The sequence below is a fragment of the Aminipila butyrica genome (assembly GCF_010669305.1).
GTDB lineage: Bacteria > Bacillota > Clostridia > Peptostreptococcales > Anaerovoracaceae > Aminipila > Aminipila butyrica.
Genome location: NZ_CP048649.1, coordinates 1,031,520 through 1,054,231, shown reverse-complemented (window position 1 = coordinate 1,054,231; position 22,712 = coordinate 1,031,520). Strand labels below are relative to the sequence as shown.

Here is a 22,712-nt window from a genome sequence, read left to right as displayed (position 1 = left end):
CAGCTGGACCTAATTTTTATTTGAAATCTTTATGTGGTCAAGATGTGATTTATGAAAATGAAATATGGAGGATTTAATATGAAAATCAAAACCTTTAAAGTGGAACAATGGATGAACGAGTTTGAAAATGATGCCCTATACAATCTGGGGGAAACCTGCATCGATTCAATGTCTTTGCGGGAGCTGCTGGAGCTGGCAGGAAAAAATCCGGAGGAATTCCTGGCTTCCTTGGCGGATGAGCGGATGACTTACGGCTACATCGAGGGTTCTCCGAACCTGCTGACGGGCATTGCCGGACTGTACGAAAATATTACATCACAACAAGTCATCCCAACCCACGGAGCTATCGGCGCTAATTATCAGGTGATTTTATCCTTAATCGAGGCCAAAGACAATATGGTATCTGTCATGCCTACTTACCAGCAGCATTATTCCATACCAGAATCTATCGGTGCAGAAGTGCGTCCCTTACAGCTGACACTGGAAAATGACTTCCTGCCAGATTTGGATCTGCTGAGAGGCCTAGTAGATGAGCATACCAAGGTTATTACCATCAACAACCCCAACAACCCTTCCGGCTCCTGGATTCCCCTGGGCATCATGAAAGAAATTGTAGAAATTGCTAAAAGCGTGGATGCCTATATCTTGTCCGATGAAGTGTATCGAGGTATTGCGGAAAACGAGAGTTATATGCCATCTATCGTAGACTTATATGATAAAGGGATTTCTGTGGGCAGCATGTCTAAAATTTTCTCCTTGGCTGGCCTGCGCCTAGGCTGGATTGCTACCAGATCTTCGGAGGTCCTGAAAGCCTGTTGGACCAGACGTGATTATGACACCATCAGCTGCGGCCGTCTGGATGACCTGTTTGCCAGCATCGCTCTAGCCCACAAAGATGCTATTTTCAAGCGTAACCGAGCTATTCTCAACAAGAACCGAGCTATCTTAGACCAGTGGGTCCGCGAAACAGAAGGTGTTCACTATCTAAAGCCAGTAGCTGGGACCACCGCTTTGGTGTACTACGACAAGAACATTCCTTCCTATGAGTTGTGTGTGCGCCTAATTAAGGAAAAGGGCTTACTGTTTACTCCAGGCTCCTGTTTTGAGCTGGAAGGCTGCGTGAGAATTGGTTACGCCTTCGATTCCAAGACTCTTCGGGAAGGGTTGGATAAATTTGCTGAATTTTTAAAAGAAAACTAATTTAATTTCAAGCAAATTGATTTTCTGTAATATAATTATCGACAACCATATATTATAATACCTTTAATTGAATGACATAGTGCTTAATTGAATGAGAACAGCCCTGCCAGTAATACCGGCAGGGCTGTTCTTTTCTTACAGAATTGTACTGCTGTTCTGTTGCACTCCATTTTTATGACAGTTTGCCAGCTCTACCTAGCTTTAAACACCTTGTAAAGGACTGCCAGTATAAGAAACCATACAGGCGTTACTAACAGGGCTATTCTGGTGTCTTCATTGAGGGCCAGCACCACCAGCACAAAAGCGATAAAAGCCAGCACCAGATAGTTGGAAAATGGTGCAAAAGGCATCTTAAACTTGCTTCTGGCTGCCAATGCCGGGTTCTTCTTCCTATACCGCAGATGACAAAGGACCATCATGGCCCAGATGTAGATGAAGCAGAAGGTAGATATGCTGGTTATAAGCACAAACACACTTTCCGGCATAACATAATTCAACACAACGGAAATCAAGATAGCTGCCGCAGAAAAAATCATCGCATTGGCCGGTACCTGACTGTTGTTCAACTTGCGCATAAAGGCTGGCGCATTCTTTTCCTTTGCCAGAGAAAAGCCCATGCGGCCTGTGCTGAATATGCCACTGTTGCAGGCAGAGGCCGCGGAAGTCAGCACCACAAAGTTGACAATGCTGGCTGCTGAAGCGATACCCACAGAGGCAAAGACCTGAACGAAAGGACTTTCAGCTGGATCGATGGAATTCCAAGGATAAATACTCATGATAACAAAAAGTGCACCAATATAGAAAATGACAATTCGCACCGGAATGTTGTTAATAGCCTTTGGAATAACCCGCTCTGGGTTCTGGGTTTCTCCTGCAGTAAGGCCTACCAGCTCAATGCCGGTAAAGGCGAAGACCACCATCTGGAAGGAAAGAATAAATCCGCTGGCCCCGTTGGGGAACCACCCGCCGTGGGTCCACAGATTAGAAAAGCTGGACGGGCCTGCATCGGTGGAAAAACCAGTGAAAACCATGAAACATCCAAGGACAATCAACGCCAGAATAGCGATGACTTTAATCAAAGCGAACCAAAATTCCATTTCACCAAAATGCTTGACTGCCGTCAGATTCATGATTAACAGCACGACTAGTCCGATTAAGCTTGGCAACCACTGAGGCACGCCTGGAAACCAAAACTGTATGTACAGTCCGACAGCCGTAAGATCGGCCATGGCCAAGGAAATCCAGCAAAACCAATAGGTCCATCCGGTAATAAAAGCAGCACCGTTCCCAAAATAATCCTGGACAAAGTCCACAAAGGAATGGTGGTTTAAATTGGACAGCAGGACCTCTCCCAATGCCCGCATAATCAAGTAGCAGACCAGTCCCGTAATCAGGTAAGCCAGCAAAATAGAAGGTCCCGCCAGATGAATGGACCGTCCAGACCCCAGGAATAGTCCTGTTCCGATGGCTCCACCGATGGCAAGCAGCTGTACATGGCGATTTTTCAATCCCCTGGATAAGTGTTGATTTTCTGACATAAATATTCCGCCTTTCTCACTGTTACTTTCTCTATTATCGCCAGTCCCTAGAAAGTCAAGTCTCCGCAGTCCAGCTGTTTGGCTCGTTCCAGTCCCACGATAATACAGGCCCCGATTTGTCTTAAAAAGATTCAGATCGGAGCCACATTGCTTGTGTATTTTTTTGTTGGAGTGTAATTGGGAATAAATAAAATCTAAAAAGAAAGAAACCAAAAATATTGCTTCCATTAATTAAGATATGTACCTATACCCTGTCCTTTTACCTGAGAGTTTCGCCATGTTCTGACTTTCCCCTTCGGTGCTCTTTAAAAAGAGTCTCTCCAAGGCTTCATCCAATAGCGGTCATCTCTAATAACATTAGGTACCTGAAAGATTTACTTCTTCGGTGAATGGCCGCAGCCACTGCTCTCCCGCTATCTTCATCTGAAAAAAATATTAAATTTTACTGTTCTATATTAATATATATTGCATGAAGTTGCAATACTTTCTTTTATTTTTACTGGTACTCTTCCTCCAGCAGTTTTTCCAGCTTCTGTTTTTCTTCTGGGCTCAGATAATCTCCCAGTGCATCGGCTCTCTGCTCCAGCAGCTGTCGGTGCTTTTGGCGAAGCTGGCGGCTGGCCGCCTCCACATCCTCTTTCAACTCTCTGGCAGACAGCAGTCCGCAGCCGGCTCCCCGAATAATGACCTGCTGAAGGCCGTCAGAGGTGGCCACTGTAATCCGATATTTCTTCTGATTGTCATAGGCAAACCGCTCGATATACTGGTCTGCCGGCTGCGCTTCTTTGGTGTATACGACTCGTACATTATGATAATCTACAGTTTCTTCCCGATGGCCCTGAACCCGATAAGCATCGAAGACCAAGATAATCCGCCAAGGGCGCAGCGCTTGATAATTGCTGAGACAGTCGATCAGTTTCATTCTCGCACTGTCCATATTTACCTCCGCCAGCTCCTTTAAATCCTCCCAAGCGAAAATAACGTTGTAGCCGTCTACCAGCAGATATTCTTCTCGGTCATCCTTCTGTAAGCTGCCGTATCCTGCCGGGTTAAGACCGTTACCCGGTCTGGAATTTGACCCGAAAGTACCACCTGATGCCCCGAAGGCTTCTTCCCGAGGCCCGCGAGTTCGTTTCCACACAGATTTCCGTCCCTGGTTGGCAAAAAAAGTCTGACGGAAAATCGTATCAATTTCATCCGGGCTAATCCATTGTTCTCCACTTCCGCCGTAAACAGCCTGCGCCCCAGTGCCCCCCTCCTGCCCAGGCTGGCGAAGATAACTTTCCAGGTTCATGTGATCCTTCACCTGATTCCAGCTGACCAAATAGCCGCTTCCCTGAGCACAAAAGACAGAACCCGTCGGATTTTCCAGGTCGCTTTCTGAGTCGTACCCCATATCCGCAATGACCTCCTGGGAATTATGACAGGGCTCAAAACCTGACAAGGTACAAAACAGTTTTCCCTGTCCTTTCGTATAGGCGGCTACCTCTTTTTGATAATTCTTCATGGTAGCCACGGGGGCCTTGCCCGTCAGCAGTGTCAGTTCTCCGTCAGTGCGTTCAACCTGGCAGGTTCCTGCCATGGTCTCCACATCGGTCATCGCTCGGCCCACCATATTTTCCGGCAGTTCCAGCTGGAAGGCGTAAAAGGGCTCCAAAAGTACGGATTCCGCCTCCTTCAGACCCTGGCGTACCGCTCGATAGGTGGCCTGGCGGAAATCGCCGCCTTCTGTGTGTTTATTGTGGGCTCGCCCTGACACCAAAGTAATCCGCATATCGGTAATCGGCGAGCCGGTAAGCACCCCCCGATGACTCTTTTCCGCCAGATGGGTTAGAACCAACCGCTGCCAGTTTCTGCTCAGCAGGTCTTCGCTGCAAGCCGTTGCAAAGTGTAATCCACTTCCGGGCTCTGCAGGCTCCATCAGCAGGTGAACCTCGGCATAGTGGCGCAGAGGCTCAAAGTGCCCCACCCCTTCTACTGGATGGGCAATCGTCTCTTTATAGACCATGCGGCCGGGGTGGAATCCAATCTCCACGCCGAACCGACTGGCAACCGTGCTCTGCAAAATTTCCGTCTGTACCTCTCCCATGAGCTGCACCTGAATTTCCTGACTCGGCTCCTCCCAAGAAATCCGCAGCTCCGGCTGTTCTTCCTCCAACTGACGCAGCTTGGGCAGCAACACCCGGGGATCACAGTCAGCTGGCAGCAAAAGCCGATAGGAAAGTACCGGCTCCAGCAACGGCGGCCCCCATTCTTCCTCTATTCCCAGCCCTTGCCCTGGTCTGGTCTCGCTAAGACCAGTAACGGCACAGACAGTCCCTGCTTGGACTTCATTTTCCACCTCAAACTTCAGCCCGGAATAAAGGCGAATCTGATTCACCTTTTCACTCCAGTCTCCTCCACTCAGCAAATCTCTCACCTTTAACCTACCGCCAGTCACTTTTAGATGAGTCAATCGGTTTCCTTGATCATCCCTGGTGATGTTGAATATCCGGGCACCAAAATCAGCCGGGTACTCGGGTTCCATTGCATATACGGATATACCCTCTAGCAGCTCTCGAACCCCCTCTGCCCTCAGGGCAGAACCAAAATAACAAGGGAATAGCTGCCGCTCCCAAATTGCCCGGCGAACCGCCTCCTTGCTGACGGAAGATTGTTCCAAATACTCCTCCATCAGCTTCTCCCCGCACAAGGCCACTTCCTCCTGCCAGCTAAGCTGGGCGGAGGCCCCGAAATCGATACATCTATCGTCTAGCCTTTTTTTCAGATTACGCAACAAGGCTTCTTGGTCTGCGCCTGGCTGATCCATCTTGTTGACGAACAGAAAAACAGGGATTCCATAATAATCTAGCAAATTCCACAAAGTCTTCGTGTGCCCCTGCACACCGTCTGCTCCGTTGACCACGAGGATAGCGTAATCCAATACCTGAAGGGTTCTTTCCATCTCTGCTGAAAAATCCACATGGCCCGGTGTGTCCAACAAAGTCACTTGAACATCTCCCCAGCTCAACAAGGCCTGCTTGGCAAATATCGTGATGCCTCTGGCTCGTTCTAATTCATAGGTGTCCAGATAGGCATCCTTATTATCCACCCGCCCCAGCTTGCCAATCTTGCCAGTGAGGTAGAGCATACTCTCCGACAAGGTGGTCTTTCCCGCATCTACATGCGCCAATATTCCAACAACTAATTTTTTCATGGTTCTGTAACCCTTCCCTTTTGTTCTATCAGTGTTTATCAGACTGAACAATGCCTGGAATCAAAAGAAACCCCTGACGCAAATCAAGGGCTTCCCATTGAGCTTATTCGATAAGCTGTTTTTCCAAATTGTTATATTTTTCACTGAGCACGATAATATCAATTCGTCTGTTCTTGGCTCGTCCTTCTCCAGTATCGTTATCAGCCACCGGCCGATATTCACCGTAGCCCACCGATACCAGCTTTGCCGGTGAAACGCCGCTGTTAATAAACAGCTTAACGACACTGGCTGCTCTGGCAGAAGATAGTTCCCAGTTAGATGGATATTGCTCTGAATTCATCGGCACGTTATCCGTGTGCCCTTCAATACGGATATAGTTATCCATCGTATTGATAGTAGCCGCAACCTCATTTAAGGTGTTAATATTGTCCGTTAAAATGGCAGCACTGCCTGAATCAAAAAATACGGCATTATTTAAACTGACAACCAGACCACGCATATCAATACTGGTAGTCACTGAAGCCGTCATATGTTCATCAATAAGTTTGGCATCCAGTTCCGCTTTCAATTGCTCTAGTTCATCCAGCTCGTAATCACCCATGTATTCCGCCAGTTCCTCTTCCGTGAGCACACTGGATTCCGAAAGCGCATTTGGCTGCCCGGCCTCTCCTGCTCCGGTGCCCGTGCCGTTACCAGTACCCGATCCCGACCCTTGGCTCGAGACCATTTCTTGAAACTGCTCCGCCATGGCTTCCGCTTTGGCTTGGTCCACCTGACTTACCGCAAAGAGAACAATGAAAACAGCCAGAAGCAACGTCATCAAATCGGAATAAGGCAGTAGCCACGCTTCGTTGGGTTCTTCTTCATGTTTCTTATGTTTTTTCTTTCTGGCCATCCGGCAACCTCCTTATACTAGCTTTAATTGCATTTTACTGCGTAATGATGCTCCCATAATACAAATATGTAATACTATTATTCAGACTTCATGTCTTCGGCAATTTGCTCCTGCTTACTGCTCGGCAGACTAGCCATCAGACGATCTTTCAGCATGAAAGGAGAATCCCCTCGCTGAATAGCCAGCAGACCTTCTACTACCATTTCCTTAATCCCTATCTCGTGCTGGCTCTTGACCTTAAGCTTCATGGCAAAGGGATGCCAGAGCACGTAACCGGTAAAAATACCTAGTACGGTAGCCATGAAGGCTGCGGAAATAGCATGGGCCATCTCTCCCGTATCGTCAATATGAACCATGGCGGCAATCAGTCCAAATACAGCACCTAATACTCCCAGCGTCGGCGCGTACATACCTGCTGAGGAAAAGATACCCGCATTTAGCGCATGGCGTTTCTCAATCTCTTGAATTTCCAACCCTAATATATCAGCAATGACTTCTTCTTCTACGCCATCCACCACCATACGGATACCTTTTTGGATAAAAGGGTCCTCGATTTCATCAACCTTACTCTCAAGCGAAAGCAGGCCTTCCTTTCTGGCTGAGGTGGATAAATTGACCATCATCTCAATGATTTCTATTTCAGAGATATCCTTTTGCTTTGTAAAAAGGATTTTAAATAAAGCTCCTAATTTTTTTAGATCCTCTCCCGGATAGGAAATCAAAATAGTAGCCGCCGTGCCGACAAAGATTACGAATAAGGCAGCCGGGTTGTTAAATATCCCAAAGCTCAATCCCTTAAAAAACATGGCCCCCACGACCGAAGTAATCCCTACTATAATGCCTAAAATTGTAGTAAGTTCCATATTTCCTCCTTTTTGTCCCATATGTTTTACTCTATCTTTAATGATACCATTTTTTATGGTTTAGTACAATTACTATTTCAACATCTTTCTCCATATATTTCAATATCTGCCTGCTCCTTTGTTGACTTTTAACGCCACAAAGATTATACTGGCTACATAATTCGATAAATTATAGCGCTTATATTCCAGATTTTACCTGGGATTTTCGACAAGCGCTAAATGGTTCGTTTTTTTCAGAAAGGAGAACTCAATTTTATGCTATGGAAAGATAAATATGAGCTTGGCGTGCCTCTGATTGATACCCAGCACAAGGAATTATTCCAACGGGTAGAATCCTTTATGCAAGTGCTTCGGTCCTCTGCATCTTGGGAAGACAAAGTGCAGCGTGTCAACGAGACATTAGAATTTATGAAGGGTTACGTAGTAGAACACTTCCGAGACGAGGAGGCCTACCAGGCCAGCATCGGCTATCCAAACTGGGAAGAACATAAAAAGATACATACAGAAATGGTCAACTATGTGGTACAAGTTTCTCAAGAATATGAAAAAAGCGGATTTGACCAGCAGCTGATTCAGCAATTTGCTGGCAAACTACTAGCTTGGCTGATCAACCACGTAGCTTCCGAAGACCAGCGCATTGCCACCTATGCAATCGAAAAGGGGGTGGCAGGTAATGAACACTGACCTGTATGCTCCTTTCCTGGAGGCTACTCGCAGCGTATTTCAGCTGATGTTGGATCTTTCCGATATTGAAGACCGTCCTTCCGATACCTTTCCTGATAGCGATGAAACCTTGGATATCGCCATCGGCGTCATCGGCGATTTGACTGGTGAAGTGATTTACCGTTTTCCGGTGACGACTTCAGTCAACATAGTAAACATCATGAGCGGTATGGAAGTGGATTCGGTGGACGAATTCGTTACCTCTGCCATCTTTGAAATTGCCAACATTATCAGCGGCAACGTACTGACCACACTTTCTGGTAACGACTTAGCATGTGATATCCTGCCACCGGTACAGCGGGCAGGAGACGATAGCAAGTCCTACGAAATCAAAATGGCCTGTTGCCTGAGCACCTCTGCTGGCGATGTCTGTCTGGACATCCGCCTAAACCCATCCAAGGGCTGAAAACCGGACCCCTTGGGTGATGAGAACTGTCTTTAAATTATTTGCAAATATAGGTTAAGCGTGCTTGAAAAAGCATCTGTGAGGAGGAGATATTTATGCCTTGGACACCAAATTTATCTGTTGGAGTAACCATGATCGACGATCAGCATAAGATGTGGTTTGAAAAAGCCGAAAAACTCTTTGAAGCCGGACGAAACAACCAAGCGAAAGAGTATGTAGGAGAGTTGTTAAAATTCTTGGACGATTACACAAAAAAGCATTTTGCTGATGAAGAGAAGTATATGCTGAGCATCAATTATCCGGAATACAATGCACAAAAAAGTGCTCATACTACCTTTATCGCTGAGTTGACCAAATTGCGCAATGCATATGAGACCTCGGGCGGAAACCTAGTGGTCATCATAAATGCCAACCAAATGATTCTGGATTGGCTGACCAAACACATTTCTAATATGGACAAGAAAATTGGTGAATTTGCTAAAACAAAAGCATAACAATATGGTATACAAAAAGCTGGATTTCAATGAAATCCAGCTTTTTTATGTGTGTGTTAGAAATTTGCTTGCAAACCTTCTATGCTCTGCCCAGCAAACTGTGACTCTTTCCGTAAACAAAATAAACGGTCAAGCCAAGGGTCACCCAACAGGCAAAGGCAATCCAGGTAACAGAAGCTAACTGAATGGCCAGGAAGCTGCAGATAACAATAGCTACAGCAGGGATTACTGGTACCAGAGGCACCTTAAAGGATCTCTCCAATTCTGGGTGACTTTTGCGCAGGACGATTACCGTAATTGATACCATGATAAAGGCCGCGATAGTACCCATGTTCACCAGCTCCGCAATAATGCCAATCGGCAAGAAGCCGGAGAGCAGACATCCGATGATCCATACCACGAAAATGGCTGTCACTGGGGTGCCTGCCTTAACACTGATTTTAGAAAATTTAATAGGCAGTAAACCATCTCTGCTGATAGCATAAATCATTCTGCTGCTGCTGTACATGGTTACCAAAACTCCAGAAGTCAAACCAGTTACGGCGCCCACAGATACCAAGGCTGAACCCCAGTTTATACCTACTTGAGCCAGTGCATAAGCTACTGGTGCTGCAACCTCTTTGTACGCCAGATACGGAAGCATCCCTGTCAGCACTAAAGTTACTACGATGTACAGGACAGTTACCACGATCAGTGAACCGACGATAGCTCTCGGCATATCTTTGGCTGGATTCTTTACCTCCTCTGCCGCATTGGCTATAGCGTCAAAACCGAGATAAGCAAAGAATACAATAGCAGCTCCTGCAAAAACACCGTCCCAGCCGTATGGCATGAAAGGCGTGAAGTTTCTCACGTCTACGTGTTTCATTCCCAAGACAATGAACAAAACAATAACCGCGATTTTTACCACTACCAGCAGATTGTTCACGGCGGCACTCTCCCGCGCACCCAGCAGCAACAGCCCAGCGATAATCGATACAATCAGTATCGCCGGCAGATTTATCAGACCGCCTTCAAACGGGCCAGCTGTCAATACGGACGGCAGATCTACGCCAATTACCGTCAGCAGATTGGTAATGTAGGCCGACCAGCCTGTGGCAATGGCCGACATGGCTACAATATACTCTAGGATCAGACACCAGCCCACAAACCAGCCAAAGACCTCTCCCAGGCCCACATAACAGAAAGTGTACGAACTGCCCGAAGCCGGTATCATGGATGCCAACTCCGCATAGCATAAAGCGGCACAGGCGCAGGCAAAACCAGCAATGATGAAAGAGATCGTCAAAGCCGGTCCCGCATAATCTGCGGCGGCCACCCCAGTGATAACAAAAATACCACTGCCGACAATAACACCGATGCCCAGCATGATTAACTCAAAAGCACCATACACTCGTTTCAGCTGGGGGCCTTCCTTTTTTTCGCTTAAGATTCGTTCTATAGGCATTTTCCTAAAAATGTCTAACATGCAAGGTCCTCCTTTTACTTCAATTGATACGCATTCCTACAGTAGAATAACGTAATTAAATATACCATAAATTATATTCAGGTTCAAACAGTTTTCTGTTTACTTTAACAATATTTTTGTAAAATAATTATGATGCTTGTACAATAGGAAGTATATGAGGGGAATTTGTCGAAACAGCCTGTCCTCTAGCTTGTCCTATAGCCTGTCCCTTTCATAACCGGTTATTCTCGCCCCACTCGCACAAAAAATCTAGGACAGGGATCAGCGATTTGCCTCTCTCCGTCAGTGAGTACTCTACCTTAGGAGGTATCTGAGGATACTCTTCTCGGTGGACTAATTGGTCTGCCTCCAACTCCTTCAAGGTGGAGCTGAGGGTTTTATACGAAATCTCCCCGATGTATTTCTTCATTTCATTGAACCGCACCACCGAAAACTCCATCAAGGTATAGAGAATCGTCATCTTATATTTTCCGTTGATCAGCGACAGGGTATAGCTGAATCCCGTTTCTCCAAGATATTCTTTAGCAATACAGCGTTTGTCCATCTTATGCTCTCCTTTAAGTAAGTATTGAATATTATCGTAAGTATTATACTTAAATGTACGTACTTGTTTTATCCTCATTTTAAATAGAATAATATTATAGCCCATAAAAAATGTCAATCTTGTGTCCTTGTGATTATTAGAGAATAAAGGTCCCCCCTCCCCTTCTTGCTTTTAATCCGGCCATAGAGTACAATAACCTTATCTACTCAGCGGTTGGGCAGACTTCGCTTTTTTCAGAAAAGAATGGAGAAATCCCGCCGTAAGAAAAACCAGTTACAAGGAGGCACATATGAAATTTGCTTTTATCATCCTAGGGCCCTTTGACCACACGACCGATCGGGCCGCTATCCACGGAGATACCGCACAAATTGTAGGGGTGTCCACCCTCGAGGAAGCTTGCCAGGCGGCCAGAGAACTGGCAGAAAGCGGCTGTGACTGCATTGAGCTTTGCGGTGCCTTTGGGGAAACGGGGGCTAGAAAGATTATTGAAGTCACAGGCAATAAGCTGCCTATTGGCTACGTGACCCACTTGCCAGAGCAGGATGCGGTCTACGCAGCAGCTTTTTCTAAGGGGAAGTAAAAACCCCAGAACAGAACTTATTCCCTATGAAAAAGACCCCAGGGTGCAGCCTTGTCCTCTCAAGACGGTACTCTGGGGTCTTTTATTTTAATAATTCCGGTAACATGTCTCTGCTCTCAGCAGGTTTAGCAGTTTGATGCCGCAAACGATATAGCAGGCGCAAGCTACAACGGCAGCGCCCCGCAAAACGATAGTCCATATAGGGAAAGGGACCGCCATAAAGCAGCTGATCAGTCCCAGAAATATCAGGCCAATAAAGGAACTCGTTGTCCAAACAGCCAGCTTCCAAATTCTTTTTCTCCTCAATTTTTCTTCCTCCATCCATCCGGTCTCCTCAAAACAGGAACTGCATAAGCAGCATAAAGGTAATGGTTCCGCCCGCGATGGAAATCAACATCTGCCGTTTCCACAAGTGCAGGAGCACTACAGCCAACACGGAAACCAACTGCGGGATTCCGTGGCTGCCCTTTAAAAACGACACATCCTTAAAACAGTAGATGACCAGCAGCCCCAAGGCTGCTGAAGGCAATACCTTTCCCAAGTATTGTATGTATTTGGGCGTAGGCTTGTTGGCAGGAAAAGCCAAGAAGGGCAGAAATCGAGTGGTCATGGTTCCCAGCACGACCATCGCAATGGTAATTACGCGTTCAAGCAAGGTCATGGTCATCAGTCGGCTCCTCCTTCTCCAAAAATTTGCGCAGCATACTTAAGCAAAACAAAATACCTAACATGGCCGGGATGATAAAGTTCTCTGGTCCAAAGACAATCAGGCACAGAGCCGTTACACCCAAGCCGATTAAGGAGCTGTAATGTTTTTCCTTTTTCAGCCATTGATCTAAGAAAATCACCACAAAGAGTGCTGTCATGACAAAGTCCAGTCCATCCGTGTTAAACTGAACCAGCGGTCCCAACAAGCCCCCTATGGTGGCTCCACAAACCCAATACAAGTAGTTGAGCAGGGTGATGAAGAACATGAACCAGCCCTTGTCCACACCCGGTGGAATGATTACCGAACAGTTGATGGAAAAGGATTCATCACACATGCCAAAGATTAAAAACCACTTTTTCCAGCCGGTCCCATTATACTTGTCCAACATGGAAATCCCGTAAAACAAGTGCCTGGCATTGACCAAAAGAGTTAACACCAAGGCCCGCAGCGGATCAAAGGCTACCAGCAGTAAGTTGGTGGCCACAAATTCCATGGAACCAGCAAAGATTATAGCTGCCATGACCATGGGATACAGGGCGTTAAATCCCGCGGTATTCATGTATATTCCATAGACTACCCCTAAAAAAACAAATCCCGCAAAAATGGGGATTGTGTATGGAAAGGCCGCAAACAGGGCTTTCTTGATAATTTTTTGCTGTGACATATAGTACCTCCTGTCTACTTTTTTTATTGTAGCATTGCAAAACCATACAATCAACGTTATAATTGTATGCATTACAATTTTATGGGAGGTGCAGATATGCCCGTCAATTCTTTTTTAGACTACCCCTTATCCTGGAAACCAGACAAAACTCAGTTAAAACGTCCCCTCTACCTAGCTCTGGCTGACCTGCTGGAACAAGACATAACCCACTCCCGTCTGGCTCCCGGTACCAAGCTGCCTCCCCAGCGGGAGTTAGCAGATTATCTGGACATCCACTTCACCACGGTAACCCGTACCTATAAACTATGTGAACGCAAAGGGCTTATTTACGCCGTCGTAGGCAGCGGGACCTTTGTGTCTCCCAACGCCGCTCGTTCCATCACCATTTCCTTAGACGGTACGCCCCAGGAATACATTGAACTGGGCTTTGTCGCCTCTTTTGAACAATGTAACAGCATGGTCACCCCCGCAGCGCAAAAGGTCGCCGAAAAAAAATATCTGAGCCACCTGTTCAATTACGACCATCCTACCGGCATGCCCCATCAGAAGCTGGCGGGCCTCAACTGGATGAAAGGCTTGGGTATCCAGGCTGAACCTCAGCAGACAGCCATTGTCTCTGGAACGCTAAACGGCCTGGCCGTTACTTTATTTGCCCTATTTGAGCCGGGCAGCCGCATTGCTGTAGACCAGTTCACCTATTCCAACTTTATTGAACTGGCTAAAACCTTGCACATCCAGCTGGTACCCATAGACGGCGATCTGGAAGGCATGTCTGCGGAAGCGCTGGAAAACCAGTGCCGTCTCACCGACATCCGAGGACTCTACCTGATGCCCTCCTGCTGCAACCCTACTACCGTGATGATATCTCAGCGACGGAAACTGGAGCTGGCAGAGGTGATCCGGAAACAAAAGCTGATTCTTATCGAAGATGATATTCACGCGTTTCTAACCGCTGGCATCCTTTCCGACTATCACCAGCCCATGTATCAGCTAGTTCCGGAGCATACAGTCTACATCTGCGGCACATCAAAATCTCTGTGCTCTGGCCTGCGAATCGCCTATATGGTCTTCGGTGAAGCCTTCCGCCAGCCAATACAGCAAGCCATTTTTAATATCAACGTAAAAAGTTCCGCCCTAGACGGAGAAGTTATCACCGAGTTAATCCTATCGGGCAGAGCCTATGAGATTGTGGCTGAAAAAAGGCGGCTGGCCTTGCAGGCTAACGACCTGTTTTATTCTTTTTTTCCGGCATCAGATCTCCCTCACCATTCCCCATTCCGCCTAGGCCATCCTCTCAGCTTTTTCCGCTGGCTGCCCATACCTGCTGACCGCCAGGTTCCTCAGCTGCTGGAAAACCTGCAATCCAGGGGCGTTCGGGTATTTGACTCCAACCGTTTTGTTACTGCCCCTCATGGTCAGGAGCATTACCTAAGGGTAGCTCTATCCTCCACCAAGTCTCTGGATGAGCTGGCACAGGGCCTTGCCGTCCTGCGGGAAGTGCTGTGGACATAACCCCATCAAAAGAGGCCCAACTGTCACCTGGGACAATTGGACCTCTTTAGTAGTTAAATCTATTGTGTATTGCTCAACTGAGTATGTGGGTATGTAGAATAGCCCCTCCCCACTAGCGGATAAAGTTAGTGATTACCCTAGCCTCCTCCTCAGGCCGCGCTACGCCTGCCTTTTCAGCAGCCTCCTTACATCGCAGATGGTAAGCCATGTTTCTGGCCAAGACTCGCATAACGTAAAGACCTTCCAAATCCTGTTCAACTTCCTCTGGTGTGTTGCCGTGAACCATATTCCAGTACCTGGAGGAAATAACGGGCATCTCCTGAATGGTAAAATACTTATTTAACTGGTCAAAAGCCGCTGTAGTGCCTCCCCGCCGGGCAGAAACTACCGCTGCACCAGGCTTCAAATAAAGGGACTTGTTCCCATTGCCGGCCATCTCTGCATAAAAGACCCGATCTAGGAAGGAGGTCATACTGCCGCTGGCTCCTGCATAGTGGACCGGACTGCCAAAGATAAAGCCATCGGCGTCTCTTGCTGCCACCAAAAATTCACACACCACATCTTTAATCACACAGGTCCCCAGCTTCTGACAAGCTCTACAGGCCGTACAACCGGAAATAGGCTTCCTGCCCAGCCACATGATCTCCGTTTCAATGTTTTCTTTCTCCAAGGTATCTGTGATTTCCCGCAGAGCCCGATTCGTACAGCCCTCTTTATTAGGGCTGCCATTTACTAATAATACTTTCATCTTCACCCTCCTGGCAATGGCCTTATTCGCCTCACATACCGCTCCCCTGGCCATATACCGTCCTCATGGTAACATAAAAATCTAGAATGTCAATCCGTATTTTTTTCCCATACCTCCCGAATATTTTCCAATCCGTTCCAACTATTTATCCATCGCTTCCGGAGATCCGTAGAGCCTCCACTGGCACTTCTTCATGTCGATGCGGCCATTTTCCAGAAAGGAAACGCCTTCCTGCTCCAGCAGTTGCCGCTGAAATGTCTCGCCCCCAAACACATGATAGGGAGCCATTTCTCCCAAACGATTCACCACGCGGTGGCAAGGCAGATTAGCGCCCGCTGGCACATGACTCATGGCGTAACCCACCATCCGAGGGGCTTTGGGACTCCCCGCCATCCAGGCGATCTGACCATAGGTGGCCACACTGCCCGCCGGTATCTCAGCTACAATTTCATAAATTGCCTCATAAAAAGTTGCATTGTCCATGCCCGATTTCTCCCTTTTACCAGATTACCTTCCTCTTCCTATGATACCACATACTTCGCTCTTTTTCTCCCATATGCTCTTCTATTATCAACGAATCGACATTGCAGTTGCAACTTCCTTTTTCTCCAGATATAATGAAATCAGGAGGTAACGCTTATGAATGAAAAGTCAAATCAACCGAATCCGTTTCCTTTGTTTGACGGAATCAAGGATGATGACCTGTCTCCTATGCTGGCCTGCCTGAGCAGCTATATCCTCAGTTATCAACGGGGAGAATCGGTCTTGCTGGATAAGCCTATTAAGTGCATCTGTCTAATCCTTCAAGGTTCTGTGCACTTAATCCAAGAGGATGTATGGGGTAAAAAGACTATCTTAGACTTTTTAGAGCGAGGGGCCGTCTTCGGGGAATCGGTGGCCTGCGGCAGCGGCCCAAATCCTACCAAGTCCTATTATGCACCTGCCTACTGCCGAATTCTCTTTATTCCTTTTCATCAAGTCCTGCATACTTGCCAGATGTCCTGCTCTTGCCATCATCAGTTGATTGAAAACATGGTAAAAGTTCTCGCCCACCAAAACATACGGCTGATGGAAAAACTTGAAGTCACCTCTAAACGATCTCTGCGTGAAAAGATTCTCAGCTATCTTTCCCTTCAAGCTCAAGCCTGCCAACAGGATTCCTTTGAGATTCCTTTAGGTCGTTTGGAGTTGGCCAACTATCTGTGTGCCCATCGCAGTGCTCTCAGCCGGGAATTAGAGCGAATGAAGCAAGATGGCCTCATTGAGGTAGAGCGAAATACCTTTCGCTTGCTGAAAAAAGACTAACGTTTTTAGACCGGAGGGGTTGGCGCCGTTTAAAGGTGAAGTCGGCAGAATAAACTAACTTCACCTGGCTTATCCTTCCCTTCCTACACCCCTTCTTCAAACTGGGATGCTACTGCGGCAATATTTCGGCGCATATCCCTGGCTGTTTCCCAAGTGATCCGCCCAGCCTCAAACATCTCCTGAACTAAATCCCGTTCCATTTGAAGGCCGTTTCCGGCTACCTCTATAATCCGGTCTTCTGGCACCTCTGTATTGTCTGGCCGATGCTCCTTGTCGAAAAGGCGCTTCCTCACCATGGTGGACACCTCGTATTCCGAAATCAGCCGCACGACTACCGGGTCCTCTTGCCGCCCTTCTAACTCTCTTAGTTTCATAAGCACATATTGACCGTTGTTGGAGATAGCACAGACGATGCCTCCACAGACAGCCATCTTTTTCTGTCCCCACAGCCGCTGAGTAAACCATCTCATCAGCCATTTTATCATCCAAACCACCTTGGAATCAGCCATGCCCTGAATCTGTTCCTGCCGAACCTCCAGCATGTGTAAATACTTAGCCGCTGATAGAGCATCCAGCTGACCGGAATCTCGGAGCTGCAAGGTATTCTCCTGCTCCCACTGAACCATCTCCAACCTCAGCTGCTTTTCCTGCTCATCCTCCACCTTTAAACTTTCGTGCCGCCGCATCAGATTACCGTAGCGGGCATAGTAGCTGCGAATGACCATATTTGTAGCCCCCTGATTCTCTGGTGTAGCCTGCCGGTTCAGCTGCGCTATTACCTGCCGGAGGATTTCTCCATAAGCCAGTGCTTCATCTGTATTGCGGATTTTTTCTGAACTTCGCTCTACGAACAACGGCAGAATAAAGTTTGTGATCAGCAGCGTCAAAACGATGACACCCACCGCCAGAATCAAAATCAATTCCCGGTAAGGGAACGGCTCCGCCCCCAGCAGATGGGGAATAGTCATAGCCGTAGCTAAAGTCACCGCCCCCCGCGGACCGGCCAAGCTGAAAATTAAAGCCGACTTAACCCGGCTTAAAGGTTTCTCTGCCTCCACGTAATAGCGAGGCGGCACCGTCAGCAGCCACCAGACAAAGCGCACGGCCAGCAAAGCCGCTGTAATAGCTATCACCAGCAGTAGAATCTGTCCGCCAGACAGCGGGAAAGAAGGGCTGTGCATACCTCGGAAAATCCCTGGCAGCTGAGTTCCTAAAATCACAAAGACCAGCCCATCCAAAGTAAAGGACAGTACGGACCAGACGCTGTCCGAGGTCAGGCTCAACGTTACCGTCTCCGGGTTAAACTTATCCCGCATAAAGCTATGGGCTGCCCCGGAAGCAAAGACCGCCAGAATTCCACTGACGGAGAAGGATTCCGCCACGATAAAAACCACAAAAGGGGTCAAAATCTCTAGCAGCGTGTGAAGTGTAACATTTTCCATGCCCAAGGCCCGAATCTTCCTCACCGCCGCATACTTCAAGCCGGTCAGCACCAACCCCAGCAGAATACCGCCTGCACCCATCAGGACAAACTGACCTACCGCACTAGACAAAGAAAACGACCCGGTCACCAGCGCTGCCAAGGCAAACTGAAAACACACGATACCAGAAGCATCATTGATCAGGGACTCCCCGGTCAGCACCCCCATGATTTTCTCCGGCATCTTTACCCTCTTGGCTACGGCATCTACCGCCACGATATCCGTAGGAGCCAAGGCTGCCATCAGCAAGAATGCCATGCCGTAAGAAGCTTCTGGCATAAAAAAGTGCAGCAGCCACCCCAAGGCCACTACGATGAAAACAACCAAAATCAAGGCCATATTTAAGATTGGCCCCTTCATAGCCCAAAAGCTCTTCTTGTCCAGCTTCATAGCCGAGTGAAAGACTAGCAGAGAAATGAATAAAGCGAAAAACAGCTCCGGCTCCAACTCAAATTCAAAACCAAAAGCTCCAAACGGAATCAGTGCGACCGCAGCCCCTAAAATCATCTGAATGATGGGAACCGACAAAGACGGCAAAAACCGATTAATTAAATTGGACAATAAAACGGCCGCCAGTAAAATTAAAATATACTCAAATAATACCACCTATAAACCACCTTGCTCCCTTTCTTCTTTTTGCAGGTTTTATGCTGCGGGCATCCTGTACAAAGAATATCCCCTGTGCTACAATGGGTGATGAAATTAAACATTTTGTTTACATTCATTGTTACATTTGTTATTATGAGTATACTCACTATTTAATTATCTGTCAAGGAGGAATATATTATGTCTCAGCATTTATCTGATGAAGAAAAAAGAACTATTACAGAGGAACCGATTATCACCTCAACTCAGATTCTACACCTGCTGTTTCAGGTAAAACACGCCTTGCAGCAAAAATACGAATGCTCGCTGGCCTCAGCCGGACTGCCAAAACCGGTCACCGGCCCTCGACTAAGAGTCCTCATGGAAATCGCTGCTGACGGCGATATGCGCATGAACGAACTAGCTAAGAAACTGGGAATCAAGGCCCGAACGGTCACCCAATTTATAGATGCCCTGGAAAAAGATGAGCTGATTCTTCGTATTCCTGATCCGCTGGATCGCCGGGCTATTATCCTGCAATTAACGGAACGAGCCAAACCGCTGATTCAGAAAGCCAAGGAAGTAAATTTCACGATTGCCGAACAGCTAATCGAACCCCTGTCCCCCCAGCAGCGAGCCCAGTTTGTAGATATCCTTCAGACCTTGCAAAGCTGTAAGAAATCTTCTGGGGATAAATGCAGCGAGTAAACGGCTTACTTTACCGAAACATAGGGGTTTCCTTTTATATAAAACCGCCACAGGTAGTCCTTGGCCTCCTCGGCATAATCAATACCAATGCGCTTGGCCGCTACTATTTCAAAAGAATCCGCCGGCCTCTCTGCCAAGTATAAGGTATTTCCGCACAAATCTGTTCCATTACAGCTTTTGTCAATGACCAGCGCTCGGCACAACTTTCCCGGCCCATTCGTCAGTCCTTTGACCTGGGCCTTGCTCAGCTGCTCGTAAGGCTTGACAAAACGATTCAAAGCCATCTGATCCATTCCTTCTACCGGCTCCAAGGCCCGAACTAGCACGGCCTGGGGATTGCCCTCCTCCCTAGTCACCACATTGAAGCAGTGATACATGCCATAAATAAAAAACACATAGGTCAACCCCGGCTTGCCGTACATGACTTCCACCCTGGCAGTCCTTCGGCCGCCATAGGAGTGAGCAGCCTTGTCTATCACGCCCATATAAGCCTCCGTCTCTACTATGCGAGCCGCCAGCCGCTGACCTCCCACTTGATGCACCAAGACTTTACCTAACAAATCCTGGGCCACCAAGATGGAGTCCCTATTGTAAAACTCTCTGGATAATTTTTTCATGATTGTTTTCCTTATCACTTATTTCTTGCCCGTCCTCGAAGGTCGGACAATGCAAGCCTAAAATCGAGCACCTTAAGGCCATCATACCGTTTAGTTTTTGAAAAATCAACGCTTTTAAGTAAAATTTAGAAGTGACGGCAATCCCTCTTGTCGTTTACTATTAAGCTTTGATATAATACAAATAATATAAACCCATATTTTTACCAACAACATACCCGTTGCTGACAAAGAAATACAGGTAGAAAAAGCATTGCTGTTTAAAAATACAAAGGAGGAAATACAAATTGAAAAAGTTAATAAAAAATAACGTGTATTGGGTAGGCTTCATGGACTGGGAACTGGAATCCTTTCACGGTGCAGATTATTCCATTAATCACGGCTCCAGCCAAAATTCTTACTTAATCAAGGAAGAGAAGACTGTTCTCATCGATACGGTCTGGAAACCACATTCCACAGAATTTATTGATAACTTAGAAAAAGAAATTGACTTAAATAAAATTGATTTTATTGTGGCGAATCATGGAGAAGTGGATCACAGCGGTTCCCTTCCTGCTTTGATGGAAAAAATACCAGGCACGCCCATTTACTGCACGGCAAACGGTGTAAAATCGCTGACGGGACAGTATCATCACCCAGAATGGAATTATCAGGTGGTGAAAACAGGAGATTCTATCGATATCGGAAATGGGAAGAAGCTGATCTTTGTTGAGATGAAGATGCTGCACTGGCCGGACAGCATGGCCACCTATATGACAGGAGACAACATCCTCTTTTCCAACGACGCCTTCGGCCAGCATTTTGCCGTGGAGGAATTGTTTAATGACAAGGCTGACCAGTGCAAGCTGTGGGAAGAAGCCATTAAATACTACGCTAATATTTTAGCTCCTTTTTCACTCCTTGTGAAAAAGAAAATTGAGGAGATACAGGGGCTGAATCTGCCTATTGACATCATTGCTACCAGCCACGGCTCTATTTGGCGGGACAACCCGTTGCAAATCGTGGAAAAATACTATGAATGGTCTCAGAACTATCAAGAGGATCAGATTACCATCGTGTATGATACCATGTGGGATGGCACGAAACAGCTGGCCCATCGAATCAGTGCTGAAATCGCCCAGATTTCACCGGATACCCGGGTGAAAATCTATAACATTTCCAAGATCAACAAGAACGATATCATGACAGAAGTATTTAAGTCCAAGGCCATTGCTTTAGGCTCCCCAACGGTCGGCGGAAACATCCTTTCTTCTGTGGGCGGCTGGCTTGACTTCTTAAAAGAATTGAAATTTAAGGACAAAAAGGCTGCTGTATTCGGCTGTTACGGCTGGAGCGGGGAAGGCACAAAAGTCCTGCGGGAACGGTTGACAGGAGCTGGCTTTACGGTGGTGGACACCGAGGCCAAAAGTCTGTGGAATCCAGAAGAAGCGGATTTCCAAAATGCGGCGGAAGTGGCCAAGGCCCTCTGCCAGTAAACAATCCCTTCGTATACAGAATTTGACCTGCGCCACAAAGTCGGCACTTTGCTTAAAGCAAGGTGTCGACTTTTCTATGTAAATCCGGTTTTTAATCTTTGCTGATTTCTCTCCTTCTTCCTCCATTTCAGTGCACGCTTAGAGAACGGACAACTAAACGGTAAAAGAAAACTTGACAAAATCTCTTCTCACCGTTAAACTGATAATCAAATTATCGATATTTTAATTATCAGTTTATAGGAGGTGAAAAACCAGATGGCAAAACCAGATCGATCTATTGATCCGCGTATTCTCGAGAGTGCAAAAAACGAATTTCTCACTCATGGGTTTGAAAAAGCTTCTTTAAAAACAATCTGTGAAGATGCTGGCGTGACCACCGGAGCTCTCTATAAACGGTATAAGGGAAAAGAAGACTTGTTCTGTGCTGTCGTAGAGGATACGGTTATCGCCTTAGAGGACTTTGTCACTAAACGGAGTGCTGCTCAGCCTTCTGAGCTGTCGGATGACACCCTCATTCAGGCCTGGGAGATGAACGAGAGTATGTTGACATGGTTTCAGTTTCTCTACTCCTATCACGACGGCTTTGTCTTGTTGATTTCAGGGGCTGCCGGAACCAAGTATGCTAACTTTCAGCATGATTTTGTGGAATCCATGACGACCAAGAGCTATGAATATTTTTTGGAGGCAAAAAATCGCGGGCTGGCCCAGGGTGACATCACACTGGAGGAAATGCACATTTTGCTTTCCGCGTTCTGGACGACGGTTTACGAGCCGTTTATCCACGGATATACCTGGCAGCAGATGGAAGCCCACTGTGAGCTGGTCTGTAGCCTGTTTAACTGGAATAAAGTCCTAGGATTTATCGCCGCCGAATAAAAGGCCCTTTAAAAAGGGTTTTTTATTTAGTCTTTGGTTAGCATACGCTAATCCGATTATACTCCCTTATCCAAAGGTCTCTTATTTCTTGTTCGGTTACTGCTGTTTTTTAACTTTTATCTATTTAC

Annotated in this window: 23 protein-coding genes and 1 riboswitch; of the genes, 10 read left to right on the top strand and 13 right to left on the bottom strand. The window is 46.9% G+C overall.

Features of this window, described 5'->3' with window-relative positions; genetic code table 11:
- The first annotated feature begins 78 nt into the window (after positions 1 to 78).
- A complete protein-coding gene (locus Ami103574_RS05205) occupies positions 79 to 1,200 on the top strand; it encodes an aminotransferase (RefSeq protein WP_163065620.1) in 1,122 nt (373 codons plus the stop codon).
- A 191-nt stretch (positions 1,201 to 1,391) separates the two neighbouring features.
- On the opposite strand, the gene Ami103574_RS05200 is transcribed toward Ami103574_RS05205, so the two are convergent.
- From Ami103574_RS05200 to Ami103574_RS05185, 4 genes are all read right to left on the bottom strand, one after another.
- The gene (locus tag Ami103574_RS05200) at positions 1,392 to 2,738 is read right to left on the bottom strand and encodes an amino acid permease (RefSeq protein ID WP_163065619.1); all 1,347 of its coding nucleotides are present in this window, start codon (positions 2,736 to 2,738) and stop codon (positions 1,392 to 1,394) included.
- A 241-nt stretch (positions 2,739 to 2,979) separates the two neighbouring features.
- Positions 2,980 to 3,072: riboswitch (glycine riboswitch) on the bottom strand.
- Between the two features lie 162 nt (positions 3,073 to 3,234).
- Positions 3,235 to 5,934, bottom strand: a complete 2,700-nt coding sequence (locus Ami103574_RS05195; protein WP_163065618.1) for a translation factor GTPase family protein — start codon at positions 5,932 to 5,934, stop codon at positions 3,235 to 3,237.
- Between the two features lie 103 nt (positions 5,935 to 6,037).
- Positions 6,038 to 6,829, bottom strand: coding sequence for an OmpA family protein (locus Ami103574_RS05190; RefSeq protein ID WP_163065617.1), 792 nt, complete (start codon positions 6,827 to 6,829; stop codon positions 6,038 to 6,040).
- 77 nt (positions 6,830 to 6,906) lie between these two features.
- Positions 6,907 to 7,692, bottom strand: coding sequence for a MotA/TolQ/ExbB proton channel family protein (locus Ami103574_RS05185; RefSeq protein WP_163065616.1), 786 nt, complete (start codon positions 7,690 to 7,692; stop codon positions 6,907 to 6,909).
- A 255-nt stretch (positions 7,693 to 7,947) separates the two neighbouring features.
- Here Ami103574_RS05185 and Ami103574_RS05180 point away from each other — a divergent pair, with 255 nt between their 5' ends.
- The 3 genes from Ami103574_RS05180 to Ami103574_RS05170 all read left to right on the top strand — a co-directional run bounded on the left by Ami103574_RS05180 (position 7,948) and on the right by Ami103574_RS05170 (position 9,315).
- Positions 7,948 to 8,376: a bacteriohemerythrin gene (locus tag Ami103574_RS05180; RefSeq protein WP_163065615.1), complete on the top strand. Its 429-nt coding sequence runs from the start codon at positions 7,948 to 7,950 to the stop codon at positions 8,374 to 8,376.
- On the top strand, positions 8,366 to 8,821 hold the full coding sequence (locus Ami103574_RS05175; RefSeq protein ID WP_163065614.1) for a chemotaxis protein CheX: 456 nt from the start codon (positions 8,366 to 8,368) through the stop codon (positions 8,819 to 8,821). The genes Ami103574_RS05180 and Ami103574_RS05175 overlap by 11 nt, the downstream gene beginning before the upstream one ends.
- 95 nt (positions 8,822 to 8,916) lie before the next feature.
- On the top strand, positions 8,917 to 9,315 hold the full coding sequence (locus Ami103574_RS05170) for a bacteriohemerythrin (protein ID WP_163065613.1): 399 nt from the start codon (positions 8,917 to 8,919) through the stop codon (positions 9,313 to 9,315).
- Between the two features lie 79 nt (positions 9,316 to 9,394).
- On the opposite strand, the gene Ami103574_RS05165 is transcribed toward Ami103574_RS05170, so the two are convergent.
- Positions 9,395 to 10,783 (bottom strand): amino acid permease, encoded by a 1,389-nt coding sequence (locus tag Ami103574_RS05165; RefSeq protein ID WP_163065612.1) that lies wholly within the window; start codon positions 10,781 to 10,783, stop codon positions 9,395 to 9,397.
- A gap of 211 nt (positions 10,784 to 10,994) precedes the next feature.
- Positions 10,995 to 11,327 (bottom strand): winged helix-turn-helix transcriptional regulator, encoded by a 333-nt coding sequence (locus tag Ami103574_RS05160; RefSeq protein ID WP_163065611.1) that lies wholly within the window; start codon positions 11,325 to 11,327, stop codon positions 10,995 to 10,997.
- 289 nt (positions 11,328 to 11,616) lie between these two features.
- Between Ami103574_RS05160 and Ami103574_RS05155 the strand changes: the two genes are divergently transcribed.
- Complete coding sequence (locus Ami103574_RS05155; protein WP_163065610.1) at positions 11,617 to 11,907, top strand: DUF6506 family protein; 291 nt, start codon at positions 11,617 to 11,619, stop codon at positions 11,905 to 11,907.
- An 82-nt stretch (positions 11,908 to 11,989) separates the two neighbouring features.
- Here the strand turns inward: Ami103574_RS05155 and Ami103574_RS05150 are convergent, their stop codons facing one another.
- From Ami103574_RS05150 to Ami103574_RS05140, 3 genes are read right to left on the bottom strand one after another with little or no spacing between them, the layout of a single operon-like run.
- Positions 11,990 to 12,232 carry a hypothetical protein gene (locus Ami103574_RS05150; protein WP_163065609.1) on the bottom strand — a complete coding sequence of 81 codons (243 nt, stop codon included), beginning with the start codon at positions 12,230 to 12,232 and terminating at the stop codon, positions 11,990 to 11,992.
- Between the two features lie 9 nt (positions 12,233 to 12,241).
- Complete coding sequence (locus Ami103574_RS05145; protein WP_163065608.1) at positions 12,242 to 12,574, bottom strand: branched-chain amino acid transporter permease; 333 nt, start codon at positions 12,572 to 12,574, stop codon at positions 12,242 to 12,244.
- Entirely contained in the window at positions 12,555 to 13,280 is a 726-nt protein-coding gene (locus Ami103574_RS05140; RefSeq protein WP_163065607.1) for an AzlC family ABC transporter permease, read from the bottom strand. The genes Ami103574_RS05145 and Ami103574_RS05140 overlap by 20 nt, the downstream gene beginning before the upstream one ends.
- 96 nt (positions 13,281 to 13,376) lie before the next feature.
- On the opposite strand from Ami103574_RS05140, the gene Ami103574_RS05135 reads away from it, so the two are divergent.
- Entirely contained in the window at positions 13,377 to 14,792 is a 1,416-nt protein-coding gene (locus Ami103574_RS05135; protein ID WP_163065606.1) for an aminotransferase-like domain-containing protein, read from the top strand.
- Positions 14,793 to 14,904: 112 nt separating this feature from the next.
- Here the strand turns inward: Ami103574_RS05135 and Ami103574_RS05130 are convergent, their stop codons facing one another.
- Both Ami103574_RS05130 and Ami103574_RS05125 read right to left on the bottom strand, forming a co-directional pair.
- Positions 14,905 to 15,540: a flavodoxin family protein gene (locus Ami103574_RS05130; RefSeq protein WP_163065605.1), complete on the bottom strand. Its 636-nt coding sequence runs from the start codon at positions 15,538 to 15,540 to the stop codon at positions 14,905 to 14,907.
- Positions 15,541 to 15,681: 141 nt separating this feature from the next.
- On the bottom strand, positions 15,682 to 16,023 hold the full coding sequence (locus tag Ami103574_RS05125; protein ID WP_163065604.1) for an MGMT family protein: 342 nt from the start codon (positions 16,021 to 16,023) through the stop codon (positions 15,682 to 15,684).
- Positions 16,024 to 16,179: 156 nt separating this feature from the next.
- Here Ami103574_RS05125 and Ami103574_RS05120 point away from each other — a divergent pair, with 156 nt between their 5' ends.
- Positions 16,180 to 16,845, top strand: a complete 666-nt coding sequence (locus Ami103574_RS05120; RefSeq protein ID WP_163065603.1) for a Crp/Fnr family transcriptional regulator — start codon at positions 16,180 to 16,182, stop codon at positions 16,843 to 16,845.
- Between the two features lie 83 nt (positions 16,846 to 16,928).
- On the opposite strand, the gene Ami103574_RS05115 is transcribed toward Ami103574_RS05120, so the two are convergent.
- On the bottom strand, positions 16,929 to 18,932 hold the full coding sequence (locus Ami103574_RS05115; protein ID WP_163065602.1) for a cation:proton antiporter: 2,004 nt from the start codon (positions 18,930 to 18,932) through the stop codon (positions 16,929 to 16,931).
- Between the two features lie 180 nt (positions 18,933 to 19,112).
- Here Ami103574_RS05115 and Ami103574_RS05110 point away from each other — a divergent pair, with 180 nt between their 5' ends.
- Positions 19,113 to 19,619 carry a MarR family winged helix-turn-helix transcriptional regulator gene (locus Ami103574_RS05110; RefSeq protein ID WP_163065601.1) on the top strand — a complete coding sequence of 169 codons (507 nt, stop codon included), beginning with the start codon at positions 19,113 to 19,115 and terminating at the stop codon, positions 19,617 to 19,619.
- A 5-nt stretch (positions 19,620 to 19,624) separates the two neighbouring features.
- Here Ami103574_RS05110 and Ami103574_RS05105 read toward each other — a convergent pair whose 3' ends face one another.
- Positions 19,625 to 20,236: a DNA-3-methyladenine glycosylase gene (locus tag Ami103574_RS05105; protein WP_163065600.1), complete on the bottom strand. Its 612-nt coding sequence runs from the start codon at positions 20,234 to 20,236 to the stop codon at positions 19,625 to 19,627.
- 284 nt (positions 20,237 to 20,520) lie between these two features.
- On the opposite strand from Ami103574_RS05105, the gene Ami103574_RS05100 reads away from it, so the two are divergent.
- Both Ami103574_RS05100 and Ami103574_RS05095 read left to right on the top strand, forming a co-directional pair.
- Entirely contained in the window at positions 20,521 to 21,708 is a 1,188-nt protein-coding gene (locus Ami103574_RS05100; RefSeq protein ID WP_163065599.1) for an oxygen-binding di-iron domain-containing protein, read from the top strand.
- Positions 21,709 to 21,963: 255 nt separating this feature from the next.
- On the top strand, positions 21,964 to 22,584 hold the full coding sequence (locus Ami103574_RS05095) for a TetR/AcrR family transcriptional regulator (RefSeq protein WP_163065598.1): 621 nt from the start codon (positions 21,964 to 21,966) through the stop codon (positions 22,582 to 22,584).
- Positions 22,585 to 22,712 lie beyond the last annotated feature (128 nt).